Origin of the sequence: Nocardiopsis sp. NPDC058789, assembly GCF_042745575.1 — a bacterium.
Lineage (GTDB): Bacteria > Actinomycetota > Actinomycetes > Streptosporangiales > Streptosporangiaceae > Nocardiopsis > Nocardiopsis eucommiae.
In genome coordinates this window covers 317,862-331,807 of record NZ_JBHYOW010000002.1, presented here as the reverse complement: position 1 = coordinate 331,807, position 13,946 = coordinate 317,862, and the positions used below count along the sequence as shown (strand labels likewise).

The window sequence follows — 13,946 nt, the reverse complement described above, 5'->3', positions numbered from 1 at the left end:
GCTCGAAGAAGACCGGGGTCAGGAACTGCTGACACTGGCCTGAGGACTCTTGCGGGTGACGGCGGCGGTCAGGCGGTCCAGGAAGATCGCCAGGATGACCACGGCGATTCCGGCCTCGAAGCCCAGCGCGCCGTCGTTGCGCGTGATGCCCTGGTAGACCTGGCTGCCGAGGCCGCCCGCGCCGACCATGCCCGCGATGACGACCATCGACAGACCCAGCATGATGACCTGGTTGACACCGGCCATGATCGTCGGCAGGGCGAGCGGGAGCTGGATGCCGGTGAGGATCTTGCGCCTGGGAGCGCCGAAGGCCTCACCCGCCTCGACGAGCTCCTTGTCGATCTGCCGGATACCGAGTTCCGTCAGGCGCACGCCGGGCGGCATCGCGAACACGATGGTCGCGACCACACCGGGCACCGCGCCGATGGAGAAGAAGAAGATCGCCGGGATCAGGTAGACGAACGCCGGCAGCGTCTGCATCAGGTCCAGGACCGGCTTGGCGACCTTGCTGACGTAGTCGTTGTAGGCGGCCAGGATGCCGATCGGGATCGCGATGACCACCGCGATGAGGCTGGCCACCAAGACCAGGCCGAGGGTGTCCATGGCGTTCGACCACTGGCCGACGGAGGCCACGACGGTCAGGGCGAGCAGCGCGAAGACGCCCAGGCGCCATCCGGCCACCGAGAGCGCGAGCAGGCTCAGCAGCAGGATCATCAGCAGGGACATCGGGTTGGTGACCAGCATGGGCAGGACCAGCCAGCCCAGCAGCACCAGCGCGAGCCAACCGCCCGCGACGATCCCCGTGCGCACCCGGTTGGCGCGGTCCACCATGCCCAGGGCCGCCGTCGCGATCAGGAAGACCAGCGAGACGACGAAAGTGGGCTCGACGTTCGTGTCGAACAGGTTCATGGCCCAGACGAAGAGCCCCGGGACACTGTTGATGAAGCCGGTCACCAGGGAGAACTGCGCCTCCGCGATGTACAGGAGCGACACCACCACGACGATGGCGAGCAGCGGCACCCGGCGCGAGCGCACCAGCGGGACCGCGATGATCACGGCCGCGACGAAGGCGAGCTGTCCGGCCGCCGGCTCCACGAAGAACCCGGACAGGACCGCGACGGCCCAGCGGATGAAGTCGCCGGTGAGGTCGAAGAACAGCCCGAAGTTGCTCTTCAGCCAGGCGTTGAACGCCTCGAAGCCGTCACCGATGGGCAACGACGGAGGGAAGTCGACGGGGGTCACTTGGCCACCTCCTGGACCAGTGCGGCGAGCACCGACTCACGGGTGACCATGCCCAGCACCTCGTCGTCGGCCGTGACCACCCGGAGGCGGTTCTCGGTGGCGACGCTGGTGAACAGGTCGGCGACCAGGGTGTCCGCGGCGACCTGCGGTGCGCCAGCGTCGACGGCGACGTCGGCGAGCGCCTCGGCAGCGGTCAGCACGCGGCTGCGGTCCACGTCCTCCACGAAACGCTCGACGTACTCGTTCGCGGGCGAGTTCAGGATCTCCGACGCCTCACCGATCTGGGCGACGCGACCGTCGCGGAGCACGCAGATCCGGTCACCGAGGCGCATGGCCTCGTTCAGGTCGTGGGTGATGAAGATGATCGTCTTGCCCAGCGTCTCCTGGAGCTCCAGGAGCTGCGTCTGCATGTCCCGTCGGATGAGCGGGTCGAGCGCGCTGAAGGCCTCGTCCATCAGGATGATGTCCGTGTCGGCGGCGAGGGCGCGCGCCAGGCCGACGCGCTGCTGCATGCCGCCGGAAAGCTGCTGCGGGAGCTTGTCCTCCCAACCCTCCAGCCCGACGAGGGCGAGGGTCTCCTTGGCCTTGGCGAAGCGCTCGGCGCGGGAGAACCCGCGCAGCTCCAGCCCGTAGGCGGCGTTCTCCAGCACCGACCGGTGGGGAAGCAGGGCGAAGTGCTGGAAGACCATGCTGATCTTCTCGCCCCGGAGCTTCAGCAGGTCCTTGTGGCTGAGCGTGGTGATGTCCACGCCGTCGATCTCGACCGATCCCGACGTGGAGTCGAGCAGTCCGTTGAGCATGCGGATCAGGGTGGACTTCCCCGATCCCGAGAGTCCCATGACGACGAAGATCTCGCCGGGTTGGACCTCGAAGGACACGTCGATGACGGCAGCGGTCACGTCGAGGTCGGCGATGGTGTCGCGGTGGCTGCCGTCGGCGAGCCGTTCTACGGCCGCCTTCGTCTGCTTACCGAACACCTTGTACAGGTGGTCTGCGCGTACTACTGGCACGGTCTCCTCAAGGGGGCTGTCCCTGGCGCGAAGCCGAGCAGGGTGCGATTCCCAGCGCTCAGCCAGCGGTTACTTCAGGTAGCCGGTCCGCGCAGAGCCCCCTCCGTGCGCACCCGAATCGGGCGAAACCACTACCTGGTTCACGTCGGGGCGCCACCTTACCGAGATATGAACGCACAGTTCAGGCGGCATGTCACTACCAGATAACGTGTTTAACCGCCATAAAACCCGTCTGCCGACCTGTGGCACGGGATGGCGACCTCGAAAAACACGCTTATGTGATCTATGCCACTGCCCATTTCATGGTGACTCGGATCACGTTTCAGCGACATGTGCGCAATGCGACAGAACGTGTCAGTACATAACCGTACCGTAAGGGTTTTCGCCCGACCAGAGGAGACCGCCCCTCCTAGGCCTCGACGATCCGGGTACGCGCGAAGTTCTGGTGCGACCGCGACGGCGTGGGACCGCGCTGCCCCTGGTAACGGGAGCCGTAGGCCGCCGAGCCGTACGGACGCTCGGCAGGGGAGGTCAGCCTGAACATGCACAGCTGGCCGATCTTCATGCCCGGGTAGAGCTTGATCGGCAGGGTGGCCACGTTGGAGAGCTCCAGGGTGACGTGCCCGGAGAACCCGGGGTCGATGAACCCCGCCGTGGAGTGGGTCAACAGGCCCAGCCGCCCGAGGGAGCTCTTGCCCTCCAACCGGCTCGCGATGTCGTCCGGGAGGGTCACGACCTCGTAGGTCGACGCCAGCACGAACTCACCGGGGTGGAGGATGAAGGCCTCCTCCCCGTCGGTCTCGACGAGCCGGGTCAGGTCCGGCTGCTCCACCGAGGGGTCGATGTGGGGGTACTTGTGGTTCTCGAAGACCCGGAAGAACCGGTCGAGGCGGACGTCGATACTCGACGGCTGGACGAGAGAGGGTTCGAAGGGATCGATCCGGACCCGCCCGGAGTCGATTTCTGACCTGATATCGCGATCGGAGAGCAGCACGCTCCGAACCTACCGCCTGCGAGAACGGGCCGAGGGCAGCACCCGGCACCCCGCCGACTTGCCTACCGGGCCCAGAGTTGGGCTAGGATAGCCAGCGTTGGAGAGCCCCCCGGGCCACCCGACGCGGATGTAGTTCAATGGTAGAACTTCAGCTTCCCAAGCTGATAACGCGGGTTCGATTCCCGTCATCCGCTCCAGACACACAAACGGCCAGGTCGTTCGAGGTTTTTCGAACACCTGGCCGTTTGCTTTTCCCGGGGTGTGAGCGGGTCGCCGTGCCACACACGTGCCACACGCCCGTCCGGGGTGAGAGTCAGGCAGGGACCCCCGCGAGCGGCGGATCGTCGCCATCATCTCCGGTCTCGTCCGGCCGGTTGGCCCTCAACTCCTTGGCCGCCCTCTCCCCCAGCCGGTCCGCGATCTCGCGTTCGCGTTCGTCGCGCGCGTGAAGGTAGATCACCGCGGCCCTCGTACTGGAGTGGCCCATCCGCCGCATCAGTTCGCGCAGCAGTACCCACCGGGGGCGGAAACCGCTCCTGGGCAGCCGGTACAGCCCGTGTTCGTGACGCGCGTTTCGCCCCGAAGCCTGACCGACGCCGGGACGGCCACCCGTCCCGAAGGACGAGCGGCCCCAGATCCCCTCCCGGCTTCCCTTCATCCGGCCTCGCGGAGTACGTTCACCACCCGTTCCACGTGCTCACGGGGGAAGAGAAGATGCGCGCTGGGAGCCGTCCTGCCTCGGCCACCGATGAGCTCGGGCAGTAGCGGGCGGACGCACCACCAGGACTCGGCGAGTCCCCACTGGGACAGGGCCAAGCGGAGCTCGGAGTCTCGGCTGAGCAGGCCCACCAGGTGTTCGGCGTCCTCGGCCTCCAGCTCCAGCCAAGCCCGGTCCGCGCAGAAGTCGATCCACCGGCGATCTCCCGCCGCGAGTCCGGGCGGTGAGGCGGCCAGCATGGCCCCGTAGTCCTGACAGCTCGACCGGGTGCGGATGCCGAGTTGCCAGAGCCTGGTGATGAGCGGAACCAGGTCCTCGTCAATGGGAACCTTCGCTCCTTGGGGTGTGCGCAGCGGCCGCCAGGGGTGGAGTGCGGGCGGCGACGTCATCGCGGTCTCCGTTCGTGCGTACGTTCCGTGCGATGGCCAGGGCCCAGGTCCGCACCGCGTCGATGTGGGCGCGCCGCAGGCCTTGGTAGGGGTCGGGTTGGATCAGCAGGGTGGGCACCCCGTTCAGGGATCGCTGGCGGGCCCACTCGTGGTCGGGGTGGGCGAAGTCGTCGTCGATCCACACGAGGGGCGCCTGCGCGGCCCAGGTGGCGACGGCGTCGCGTTTCCACAGGTAGCCGTTGGGGTGTCGGGTGAGCTGCCTGGTGGGGCCGAGGTCGATGTGCGGGTAGGTGGCGAGGCCGAGCCGGGGGCCGATGGTGCACGCGGCCGCGCTCTGCCAACTGGTGGCCCAGATCGGGCGGACCAGGCCCGTGGAGTGGAGCTCGGTGATCCACGAACCGTGGTCCGGGTTCAGCCATACCGGCACGTCGGTGCCGTTGAGGTCGACCCGGTGGGGCCGGTAGTCGGGTGGGAGTGAGCCTCCGGGCCCGGGGAAGGGGTTGAGGACCCCGTCGATGTCGTTGAGCAGGTACGGAGGGTTGGCTGTCATCACACATCCCGTCAGACGTTGAGGAGCCGGGCCGCTTCTTCGATATGCGTGCGCACGACCCGGGCGTACATGTGGTCATCGGGTTCATGGGCGATCCACAGCGCGGCCTGGGCGAGGTACCACTCGACGATCCACACCCGGTGCCAGCCCAGCGCCCAGTCCTGAGCGGACAGCCCGCCCCGATCAGCCAGGGTTTCCTCGGGCCCTCCGGCCTGGACGTAGCGTTCGAGCAGGGCGCGGGTGCGGTCAGGGTCGGCGGGGTCGATGGTGCCGTGCCAGGAGGCCAGGTCGAGCAGGCCGGGCCCGTGGAATGCGCGGGCGAGGTCGTACATGTGCACCCGGTCCGGGCCGATGATCAGGCTGGTGGGGTGGAATTCGGAGTGCACCCACCCGAACGGGGCCAACGTGGCACCCTGTGCCCTGGCCGGTGCCGCCTTCTCCAGCGACCTCAGAGCGGTTTCGAGGTCGGCGGTGTCGGCCCAGCGGTTGTTCTCGTGCAGCACGGTCAGGGTGCGCAGGGCCCGGCCGGGCAGTGAGGCCAGCCAGTCGGTGTCTCCGGGTGAGAGAAAGTCGGGGACAGCGGCCGAGTGCAGTTGCCGAGCTGCGGTGACCCCGTCGTCGTCACCGGCCTGGCGGCAGGGTTGGCCCAGGTCCTCCAGGACCATGCCCAAGGTGGTGCCGCCTCTGGTGGAGGTGAGCACCCGGGGGACGTCGACCCCGGCCTGGCGGGCGGCGATGAGGGCCTCGTCCTCATGTGTGAAGGGTTCACTGGCGCACTTGAAAATCACCGTCCCACCCTCAGGGGATTCGAGGCGTTCGACGTGCGAGAGTGCCCAGCTGTGCAGGACCTCCGTCGAAGTGTTGTCGAAGCCTGCCGCGCCGGTGACCTCCTGGCGCAGCCAGTCGATGTCCTGGGTGTGCACGAACACTCCCCTTCTCTCGTTCGAAGCGCCGGGGCCGTGGGGCCCCGGCGGGCCTGTGTGTTCAGGTGGTGGAGCCGTAGGAGCGCACGGCCTGGATCCACTGGTCGCGGAACTGGGCGAGTTCGTCACGGAAGCGGCCCATGGGGGTGCCGTAGGCCGCGACCACACCACCCTTCTGGGAGGGGGTGGACTGGCAGCCGTGCACTAGTCGGCCGCCCAGGGCGGTGTGGGCCTTGATCGACTCGATCCTGCGGTTCTCGTTGAACAGGCCGCCGTGGAAGACCTCGTCCAAAGCTTGCACGGTGGGCTCGTCCAGGTCGTAGACCACGCGTGCGGTATCGCCGAAGAACCAGGCGGGGCCGACCACGGAGATCCGGCCGTCGGCGTCTACCTTGTTGAGCGCGGTGAGCGTGGATACCTCCCCCAGGATCCTCAGGTGTTCGGCGGTGATCCCGGGGACGTCCAGGGTGGGCAGGTGTTCGGTGCGGAAGAGGTAGCTGTAGACCTTCCAGGCGATCCCCAGGACCTCGGCGGGGTCGTGGGTGATGCGAACGTGGTCCTCGATGAACCGCAGCGCCTTCTGTTCCAGGGCCTCGTCGGAGGACTCCTCCAGGGGCAGCATCCGGTCGGTAACGGTCTGCCAGTCGATGACCCGCCAACCGGTGGACTCCAGGCGGAAGAAGTAGTCCTCGGGCTGAACACTGAGCGTGGGGCCGTCCACCGTGATTCCGGGCAGGCGTTCCCAGCGGGGGTCGAAGCGGTGGTCGGGCAGCTCCACCGTGAACGGAGCGAGTGTGGTCGTCATGCCTGTTCCCTTTCCTCTTCTGCGGCTTCGGGCAGATCCCACCGTCTCGTCGGGGAGCCTTTGCCGAGAAGGCTCGGCCTCGGGGTTCGTGCGTGAGCCCAAGCTGAAGGAGTGCACAGGGGGCGTGCGTTTTCGCGACTTCGTTCCCCACAGGTCGGGGGCGTGCCACACTGCACTCCCCCCGGACACCGCGGAAACACTGTGGAGACGCCGTGCCGCGCACCCCCAAACAGCCGAACACCCAACTCGCGCAGCTCCTCGACGAGTCAGGTATGCCCGCCAAAGGCCTCGCCCGCCGAGTGGTCTCGCGCGGTGACGAGCTGGGGCTCTCACTGTCCTACGACCACAACAGCGTGCGCCGCTGGTTGGAAGGGGAACGCCCACAACAACCGGTCCCCGCGCTGATCTCCGGAGTTCTCTCCGAAGCCCTGGGGCGCCCCCTCAGCGAGCAAGAGTGCGGCCTACCCGGCGGGGACGAGCGCACCCTGGAGTTCCCGCTCTCCTGGACCACGGGCATCTTCACCGCTGGGCAGCTGTACCGGGCCGACGTCGAACGCCGCCGTGTATTGCTCGGCGGATACTCGCCGGCCGCCTACCCAAGCGCCACCACACGATGGCTCACCCATCCGCCCTCCCCCGGCCCCGCGCACCGAGGCCGAACCCGGGTCGGACGCCCTGAAATTGCCGCCATCCGGCAAATGACCCGGGCTTTCCGCGACCTCGACAACCGCGTGGGCGGGGGCCGTATTCGCAGCACCGTCGTGCAGTACCTCGACGCCAACGTCACCCCGCTCCTCCACGGCACCTACACCGAAGAGATCGGACGAGAACTGTTCTCAGCGGCGGCCGAGCTCACCAAGGCCGTGGGGTGGATGGCCTACGACTGCGAGCAGCACGGCTTGGCCCAGCGGTACCTGGTGCAGGCGCTACGCATGGCCAAGACCGCGCAGGACGACGGCCTGTGCGCCGAAATCCTCGCCGCCATGGGTCACCAAGCCACCTACATCGGCCGATCAGCCGAAGCCGTGGACCTCGCGCGGGCAGCCCAGTCCGCAGCCACCCGCACTGGACACACAGCGCTCATGGCCGAGTGCCACCTCATCGAGGCACATGGGCACGCGGGCCTGACCGATCACCGGGCGACCTCGGCCTCCCTGCGCGCCGGGGTGAAGGCGTTCGAGGCTGAAGATCCCGACCCCCCTGAGTGGCTGGCCTACTTCGACGAGGCCTACCTCGCGGCCAAGGTCGCCCACTGCTTCCTTGCTCTGAACGACGACGCCCAGACCGCCACCTACGCGGAACGTTCCCTGGAGATGAACACCGACTACGTCCGCGGCCGCACGTTCAACCTGCTGATGCTCGCCACAGCCCACGCCCCCAACGAACCCGAAGAAGCCGTCCGGATAGGTGGCCTGGCCCTGGATCTGGTCGAGGGATTGCAGTCCCGCCGAGCGCTGTCCTACCTGCGACGCCTGGGCCACCGGCTCCAAGCCCACGAAAGCTCGCCCGCAGTCGAGGAGTTCACCGTGCGAGCGAGGGAAGCCGTCACACCAGGGTGAGCGCCCGGTAGACCGCGACAACCGTGGACGCACCGACGATCTCGCCTCGTTCGATCATCTTCACGGCCTCTTCCAACGGCCACCAGCGGATCTCCTGGGCCTCGTTGACGTCCGGAGGGGTGTCGGTCAGGTCGGCCCCGCGTGCCAGGTAGATGATCTGGGGTTGGTCCACCGAGCCGATCGCGGGCTGGAAGGTCACCATGTGCTCCATGGAGCGGGGACGCCACCCGGTCTCCTCCTCGACCTCACGCGCAGCCGCGGCCTCGATGTCCTCGGCGCCGTCCACGTATCCGCCCGGCAGCTCCCACACCCATCGGTCGATGATGAACCGGTGCCGACGCATCAGGAGTACTTCGCGCTGGTCGTTGACCACCAGCGTCATCGCGGCCGGGGGCATCGCCACGACGTACTGCGTGAAGGACACCCCGTCCGGGAGGGTGATGTCGACCGTGGACAGTCGGATGTGCCGGTTCTCGTCCACCAGCTTCTCGCCGTGGATCGTCCATTGGGTACTCACACCGGCACAGTAGGGCACAGCAAGGTCCGAGAGGGGGGCGCTGGTCTGTTCAAAGATCCCTCGGTGAGGATGATCGCGGTCCTCGTAAATCACCACGTCCCTGAGCACCGAAGCCCCTACCAGCCAGCGGTAGATTTTGTTATGTTGCGAACTAGTGTTCGATTATATCTAGGTTCTCAGAACCTGCGCGACGCACGTCACCTTCGTGGTTAAGTCAACCTCGACTGGTGTCACCAACCAAGTACAAATTTTTAAGGAAGGGCGGTGTTGGCCGTGGCTGACAAGAGCTCCATCGAGTGGACGGAGGCGACCTGGAATCCAACCACAGGGTGCGACCGCGTCGCCTCTGGTTGCGACAACTGCTACGCGCTGGCGCTTTCCAAGAGGCTCAAGGCCATGGGTGTTGACAAGTACCAAACAGACGGAGACCCGCGAACTTCGGGCCCTGGGTTCGGAGTTGCTGTCCACCCCTCAGCGCTCAAGATGCCGTATAAATGGAAGAGCCCTCGCACGGTCTTCGTCAACTCCATGAGCGATCTTTTTCACGCGAAGGTGCCCAAGGACTTCGTTCACAAGGTCTTCGAAGTCATGGCTGATACCCCACAGCACACATACCAGGTACTCACCAAGCGCTCTCTTCGTTTGGCACGGCTAGCACCCGAGCTGCCGTGGCCACCCAACATCTGGATGGGTGTTTCGGTGGAGAGTGCGGAGGCACTCGACCGCGTGGATCATCTTCGAAGCACGCCAGCTGCCGTTCGCTTTCTCTCGTGCGAACCGCTCCTAGGCCCCCTAGACCAGCTGGATCTAGCTAACATCCACTGGGTCATCGTGGGTGGTGAAAGCGGCCCACGCCACCGCACGATGAAGGCCGACTGGGCCCGAGGAATCCGGGACCTTTGTCTTGAATCAGACACTCCTTTCTTCTTTAAGCAATGGGGCGGTCACACACCGAAGTCAGGCGGGCGCCTTCTTGACGATCGAAGCTGGGACGCTACTCCTCATGACCTGAAGGTTCACGCGCACCAGTGACCGAATTCGGCCAATTTTAGCCGTTATTCGATTTCACCTTGGTGGTAAGTGAAATGTATGGCTACCCCCAAGGACACCGTCTGGCCTCTGGACCCCCACACCCAGGCGAAGCATCTCATCATCAGCGAGTACCTCAAAGCCTGGTACCCGATCTGCGCAGGAGGCCAGTTCAAGGAGTTCACCTACGCCGAGGGGTTCGCGGGTCCCGGTGTCTACGTAGGAGAGGAACCTGGCTCGCCGGTGGTCGCCCTGGACGTCTTCCTGCGCCGCCGCGAACTGCTTCGCCCCGGCCAACACCTCAACGTGCTCCTCATCGAGGAGAGAGGTGACCGCCTGGAGGAGCTTCGGCGCCAGGTTGACCGCAAATTTGATGAGTATGGCGGCCGACCTTCTCAGCTGACCGTCACCTTCCGGAAAGGCGAATGCACAACTGCGTTACTCCCCACCCTGCAAAAGTTGACTCCGAGACGTTCTCCCTTCTTCGCCGTACTCGACGGTTGGGGAGGGCCCGACGCGATCCCTCTGGACATAGCCCGGAGTGCTGCCAACAGACCAGGCGGAGAAGTCCTGGTTACCTTCCAGCCACAACACCTGGTCCGCTTCGCCACTACCGAGAACGGTGCGCAAGCAGGTGACAGGTGCTTCGGTAGCGATGATTGGCGCGCTGTCGTCGATCAGCCCAAGAAAATGAAGAAGAAGTTCCTGGTGGATTGCTACCGAAACTCCCTCTTCAAAGCTGGGTTCAGATACGCGGCATCGTTCGAGATGCGAGATGAGAAAAAGAATGAGCTTCACCTCGTCTTCGCGAGCAACCATCTCAAAGGCCTAACCAAGATGAAAGAGGCCATGTGGAAGGTGGACAAGCAGCATGGTGTCAGGTTCCGTGACCCTCGGGATCCGGACCAGTTGGAGTTCTACTTTGAGGAGAAACCTGAGCTCAGCCCCCTGCGCCGCGCCCTCCTCAACAAGTTGGAGGAAGGACCTGGGGAGGTATCGGAGCTCCGCGAATTTGCACTGTGCGAGACAGTCTACCGAGACGTCCACGCCGGAATGGTGCTGAAGGATCTACTCAAGGTTGGCACCATCGAGAGCTCGACTGGGAAAAGGGTCCCGCGAAAGCAGGACCGCGTCTGGCTGACGAAGAAGGAACCAACACCTCCGCCTCTCTCGCCGGAACCTCTCTTCTGATAAAACGTAGATCTTCTGCTTCGGGTATCGGAGAAATCAGCATGTCTGGTGCACCCGTGAGGGTGTACCAAGGCGGCAAAGGTCGTGCACCCGTAGGGTGCACGAGGGCTGATGCAACCTGGGTGAACCCAACACAACGGGGTGGCTGCCAGCGCCACTGCCTGCTGATTCTCGTATTTAGGCAGGTCACGCCACTCACGGTGGGCGGTTCGATTCCCGTCATCCGCTCCGGCTTTGAGACGGCCCCTGAGCAGCGAACACGGTTCGCACACCAGGGGCCGTTCCCGTGTTCGGGGACGCCCGGGGCCACGGATGACGCGCACAGCTCCCGTCGGCCGCCCCCGCCGTTTGCTCTTCTCCGAGCGGACCGACGTGCCACAGGCCCGGGTGAGCGACCTGCGCCCGAGAACACCCGCCTCGGCCAGGCCGGGTGACGAAGACCATGGCCCGTTCCGGGTGGAGGACACGCGGGGTTCGGGGGCGGGCCTGCGGGCGGTGTTCTGGGAGTGTGGTGGGGTCAGCCTTCTCCTGGGAGCGAGTATGAGTCCGACGACAGCCCACGCCGGGTACAGCCACCTGTTCCCCGGAGCCCGGGTGTTCGTCGAGACCACGGCCGAGGACATCGACCGGCTGTCGGAGTCGTTTCCCCTGGTGTTCTCCGACGGTTCGCGGTCGACCGCCCGTGTTCTGGGGGACGGGGACTCTCGGGTCCTGGCGGTGGAGGGCTACACCACGGAGAGGGGAACGGACCTCGACGAGCGCGTGTGGGTGATCGGCGCCGTCGAGTCCGGGCCTGAGGGGATCGGGCTGACTCTTGGCTCCCGCCTCCCGTCGGGTTGACCTTCCGTAGCCCCCCGCGCCGTTGTGCGCGTACTTTCGTCGGACGCCCAGGTGGTCCTCGCGACCGATGTTCCGCAGGGTTCCGCTCCCTAGCTTGGAGTGGACGGAACGCGAGCACGGGACGGAAGGTCTGGCATGGCGGACAGCCGCAGGAACCCACGTGGCACGACGATCGCCGGAGCACTGGGAGTAGGGGCGTTCCTGGGGGCGACCGCGCTGGCCGCACCGGCCGTCGCGGTCATCGGTGGTGTCGACGCCACCGAGGGGTACGAGTTCGTGACAGCCCTGTACGACGACAACGACCAGCACCTGTGCGGGGGCGCGCTGGTCGACGAGGAGTGGGTCCTCACCGCGGGCCACTGCACCGCCCCCGAGCAGCTCACCGTGCGGGTGGGCAGCACCGACGTGAACGCGGGCGGCAGCGAGCGCACCGTCGTGGAGGTCGTTTTCCACCCCGAGTACGAGGTGGAGGACGTCAGCGACGATCCCGACTACCCGCTCTCGCAGTACCTGCTGCGCAACGACCTCGCGCTGCTCAGACTGGACTCCCCGGTCGAGCAGACCCCCGTCGGTATCGGGGAGGAGTCGGCCGCTCCGGGCGCCGAGGTGCGCGGGCTGGGGTGGGGGATGCTCGACGAGTTCGGTGAGGAGGGGAAGCCGGACACCCTCCAGCAGCTGGACACCGAGGTCGTCTCCCCGGACCGCTGCGCGGAGATGGACCCCGAGGGCGACCTCTGCTCGGAGCACCCGACCGACGAGGCGCAGATGTGCATCTCCGACTCCGGCGGCCCCCTGGTCCGTGAGGTGGAGGGGAACTGGGAGCTGGTCGGTGTGGTCAGCCGTGACGGCGACTTCGACGAGAGCCCCCTCTGCGTGGGCCCGATGGTCTTCACGGACCCTGTGGCACACGCGGACTGGATCACCGCCACCGTAGGCGGCGTGCGGGGCTGACGCCCGGACCCGCGAGGCCCCGACCCTCCTGGGTCGGGGCCTCGCGGTGTTCTTTCCACAGCCTGTGGACAGACCACCGGGCAAGTCCACAGAAATCCGATTCGCGAACCCCGTTACCCCAGGTCGGAGCGGTCGTCTGGATCGTGTCCGCATCCGGCCACAAAAAGGAAACCACCTGGAAGGGCGCGGTAGTAATGGATTCCAGAGGGCAATGCTTCTCCTTCCTCTGTGAATTCTCCCATTCTCCGTTTCTGATGCGACGGAGAACGACAGGACCGGGGTTCTCGAATGCGGAAAACAGTCAACCAGGGAATCGTCACCGTGCTCGTCGTCGTGGGTCTCACCGCCGGGGCCGCGGGCGTGGCCCTCGCCGGAACCCGGATCGGCGGCGGCACCTGGTACCACGGGGTCACGGTCTCCTCCGTGTACTCGAACTACCACCACTCCAGCAACTGCCACGGGTCCACCGCCGTGGGCACCTACACCGACCGTTCCAGGAACGCCGCCCCCGGACACACCTCCTACGCCAGCGCCCCCAGGGCCTGGACCAACAACCAGTCGTACTACCGCAACGGCTGCTAGGAGGGGGCCCGTGAACACCGCCTCGCGTGCTCTCGCGACCGTCCTCACCGCCGCCGGGATCGCCCTGGGCGGCGGCACCGCCGCACTGGCCGCTCATTCCTATGTGGGCGGCGGTGAATGGATCTGGGGAATCACCGGAATTCCCGGATCGGGCGAGGTCTACTCCCATTACCGCCACGGTTCCTCCTGTCACGGGGCCACCGCCGTGGGATCGCGCACCGTCCGGGTGAACGGAAACGCCGGGCAGTGGGCCCGCGCCAACGCACCGCGCGCCAACGGAAACAACCAGAGCTACTGGCGCAACAACTGTTAGACCCCGGCAGGGAGCCCTCGATGAAAGCCCTCCTCCGACTGTCCGTCACCGTGGTCACCGTCGTCGTCCTCGCAGCCGGAACCGCCCTCGCCCAGACCTCCCACGTCGGCGGCGGGGTGTGGGAGCGCAGCCTCACCGGGGTCCCCGGGCAGGGGTTCGTCCGGTCCCACTACCTGCATCCGAAGAACTGCCACGGAGCCACCGCCGTGGGTACCCACACCGAGCGGGTCAACGCCTCGGCCGGAATCTGGGCCAGAGCCGAGGCCGCACGGGCCATGGCCAACAACCAGCAGTACTGGCGCGACGGCTGCTGATCCGCCCCCGGGACCACGG

Annotated in this window: 17 protein-coding genes and 1 tRNA gene; 9 read left to right on the top strand and 9 right to left on the bottom strand. The window is 66.4% G+C overall.

What is annotated here, in order from left to right; translation table 11 throughout:
• Nucleotides 1–18 precede the first annotated feature (18 nt).
• From ACFW3L_RS03605 to dcd, 3 genes are all read right to left on the bottom strand, one after another.
• The gene (locus tag ACFW3L_RS03605; RefSeq protein WP_378735922.1) at nucleotides 19–1,242 is read right to left on the bottom strand and encodes an ABC transporter permease; all 1,224 of its coding nucleotides are present in this window, start codon (nucleotides 1,240–1,242) and stop codon (nucleotides 19–21) included.
• Nucleotides 1,239–2,252, bottom strand: a complete 1,014-nt coding sequence (locus ACFW3L_RS03600) for a glycine betaine/L-proline ABC transporter ATP-binding protein (RefSeq protein ID WP_378735921.1) — start codon at nucleotides 2,250–2,252, stop codon at nucleotides 1,239–1,241. The genes ACFW3L_RS03605 and ACFW3L_RS03600 overlap by 4 nt, the downstream gene beginning before the upstream one ends.
• 409 nt (nucleotides 2,253–2,661) lie before the next feature.
• Entirely contained in the window at nucleotides 2,662–3,246 is a 585-nt protein-coding gene (dcd, locus tag ACFW3L_RS03595; RefSeq protein WP_378735919.1) for a dCTP deaminase, read from the bottom strand.
• Between the two features lie 123 nt (nucleotides 3,247–3,369).
• Here dcd and ACFW3L_RS03590 point away from each other — a divergent pair.
• A tRNA-Gly gene (locus tag ACFW3L_RS03590) sits at nucleotides 3,370–3,443 on the top strand.
• A 116-nt stretch (nucleotides 3,444–3,559) separates the two neighbouring features.
• Here the strand turns inward: ACFW3L_RS03590 and ACFW3L_RS03585 are convergent.
• The 5 genes from ACFW3L_RS03585 to ACFW3L_RS03565 form a co-directional block, all read right to left on the bottom strand.
• On the bottom strand, nucleotides 3,560–3,706 hold the full coding sequence (locus ACFW3L_RS03585) for a hypothetical protein (RefSeq protein WP_378735917.1): 147 nt from the start codon (nucleotides 3,704–3,706) through the stop codon (nucleotides 3,560–3,562).
• A 194-nt stretch (nucleotides 3,707–3,900) separates the two neighbouring features.
• On the bottom strand, nucleotides 3,901–4,203 hold the full coding sequence (locus tag ACFW3L_RS03580; protein ID WP_378735915.1) for a hypothetical protein: 303 nt from the start codon (nucleotides 4,201–4,203) through the stop codon (nucleotides 3,901–3,903).
• A 79-nt stretch (nucleotides 4,204–4,282) separates the two neighbouring features.
• The gene (locus ACFW3L_RS03575; RefSeq protein WP_378735913.1) at nucleotides 4,283–4,903 is read right to left on the bottom strand and encodes a hypothetical protein; all 621 of its coding nucleotides are present in this window, start codon (nucleotides 4,901–4,903) and stop codon (nucleotides 4,283–4,285) included.
• Nucleotides 4,904–4,914: 11 nt separating this feature from the next.
• Nucleotides 4,915–5,826 carry a hypothetical protein gene (locus ACFW3L_RS03570; RefSeq protein WP_378735911.1) on the bottom strand — a complete coding sequence of 304 codons (912 nt, stop codon included), beginning with the start codon at nucleotides 5,824–5,826 and terminating at the stop codon, nucleotides 4,915–4,917.
• A 61-nt stretch (nucleotides 5,827–5,887) separates the two neighbouring features.
• Nucleotides 5,888–6,631: a hypothetical protein gene (locus tag ACFW3L_RS03565; protein ID WP_378735909.1), complete on the bottom strand. Its 744-nt coding sequence runs from the start codon at nucleotides 6,629–6,631 to the stop codon at nucleotides 5,888–5,890.
• Nucleotides 6,632–6,903: 272 nt separating this feature from the next.
• On the opposite strand from ACFW3L_RS03565, the gene ACFW3L_RS03560 reads away from it, so the two are divergent.
• Complete coding sequence (locus ACFW3L_RS03560) at nucleotides 6,904–8,190, top strand: hypothetical protein (protein WP_378735907.1); 1,287 nt, start codon at nucleotides 6,904–6,906, stop codon at nucleotides 8,188–8,190.
• On the opposite strand, the gene ACFW3L_RS03555 is transcribed toward ACFW3L_RS03560, so the two are convergent.
• Complete coding sequence (locus ACFW3L_RS03555) at nucleotides 8,177–8,707, bottom strand: NUDIX hydrolase (protein WP_378735906.1); 531 nt, start codon at nucleotides 8,705–8,707, stop codon at nucleotides 8,177–8,179. The two genes, ACFW3L_RS03560 and ACFW3L_RS03555, sit on opposite strands and share 14 nt — an antisense overlap.
• A gap of 273 nt (nucleotides 8,708–8,980) precedes the next feature.
• Here ACFW3L_RS03555 and ACFW3L_RS03550 point away from each other — a divergent pair, with 273 nt between their 5' ends.
• The 7 genes from ACFW3L_RS03550 (at nucleotide 8,981) to ACFW3L_RS03520 (ending at nucleotide 13,927) form a co-directional block, all read left to right on the top strand.
• Nucleotides 8,981–9,739 carry a DUF5131 family protein gene (locus ACFW3L_RS03550; RefSeq protein WP_082206366.1) on the top strand — a complete coding sequence of 253 codons (759 nt, stop codon included), beginning with the start codon at nucleotides 8,981–8,983 and terminating at the stop codon, nucleotides 9,737–9,739.
• 57 nt (nucleotides 9,740–9,796) lie between these two features.
• On the top strand, nucleotides 9,797–10,927 hold the full coding sequence (locus ACFW3L_RS03545) for a three-Cys-motif partner protein TcmP (protein ID WP_378735903.1): 1,131 nt from the start codon (nucleotides 9,797–9,799) through the stop codon (nucleotides 10,925–10,927).
• Nucleotides 10,928–11,467: 540 nt separating this feature from the next.
• Nucleotides 11,468–11,767, top strand: a complete 300-nt coding sequence (locus tag ACFW3L_RS03540) for a hypothetical protein (protein ID WP_378735901.1) — start codon at nucleotides 11,468–11,470, stop codon at nucleotides 11,765–11,767.
• Nucleotides 11,768–11,902: 135 nt separating this feature from the next.
• A complete protein-coding gene (locus ACFW3L_RS03535; RefSeq protein ID WP_378735899.1) occupies nucleotides 11,903–12,718 on the top strand; it encodes a S1 family peptidase in 816 nt (271 codons plus the stop codon).
• Nucleotides 12,719–13,006: 288 nt separating this feature from the next.
• Nucleotides 13,007–13,300 (top strand): lactococcin 972 family bacteriocin, encoded by a 294-nt coding sequence (locus ACFW3L_RS03530; RefSeq protein ID WP_352388595.1) that lies wholly within the window; start codon nucleotides 13,007–13,009, stop codon nucleotides 13,298–13,300.
• 10 nt (nucleotides 13,301–13,310) lie between these two features.
• The gene (locus ACFW3L_RS03525) at nucleotides 13,311–13,613 is read left to right on the top strand and encodes a lactococcin 972 family bacteriocin (protein ID WP_378735897.1); all 303 of its coding nucleotides are present in this window, start codon (nucleotides 13,311–13,313) and stop codon (nucleotides 13,611–13,613) included.
• Nucleotides 13,614–13,633: 20 nt separating this feature from the next.
• Complete coding sequence (locus ACFW3L_RS03520; RefSeq protein WP_378735895.1) at nucleotides 13,634–13,927, top strand: lactococcin 972 family bacteriocin; 294 nt, start codon at nucleotides 13,634–13,636, stop codon at nucleotides 13,925–13,927.
• The last annotated feature ends 19 nt before the right edge of the window (nucleotides 13,928–13,946 follow it).

Coding starts and splice junctions, on each gene's coding strand:
- ACFW3L_RS03530 (WP_352388595.1), top strand. CDS start 13,007: ATGCGGAAAACAGTCAACCAGGGAATCGTCACCGTGCTCGTCGTCGTG.
- ACFW3L_RS03545 (WP_378735903.1), top strand. CDS start 9,797: ATGGCTACCCCCAAGGACACCGTCTGGCCTCTGGACCCCCACACCCAG.
- ACFW3L_RS03560 (WP_378735907.1), top strand. CDS start 6,904: ATGCCCGCCAAAGGCCTCGCCCGCCGAGTGGTCTCGCGCGGTGACGAG.
- ACFW3L_RS03540 (WP_378735901.1), top strand. CDS start 11,468: ATGAGTCCGACGACAGCCCACGCCGGGTACAGCCACCTGTTCCCCGGA.
- ACFW3L_RS03580 (WP_378735915.1), bottom strand. CDS start 4,203: ATGCTGGCCGCCTCACCGCCCGGACTCGCGGCGGGAGATCGCCGGTGG.
- ACFW3L_RS03565 (WP_378735909.1), bottom strand. CDS start 6,631: ATGACGACCACACTCGCTCCGTTCACGGTGGAGCTGCCCGACCACCGC.
- ACFW3L_RS03535 (WP_378735899.1), top strand. CDS start 11,903: ATGGCGGACAGCCGCAGGAACCCACGTGGCACGACGATCGCCGGAGCA.
- ACFW3L_RS03575 (WP_378735913.1), bottom strand. CDS start 4,903: ATGACAGCCAACCCTCCGTACCTGCTCAACGACATCGACGGGGTCCTC.
- ACFW3L_RS03520 (WP_378735895.1), top strand. CDS start 13,634: ATGAAAGCCCTCCTCCGACTGTCCGTCACCGTGGTCACCGTCGTCGTC.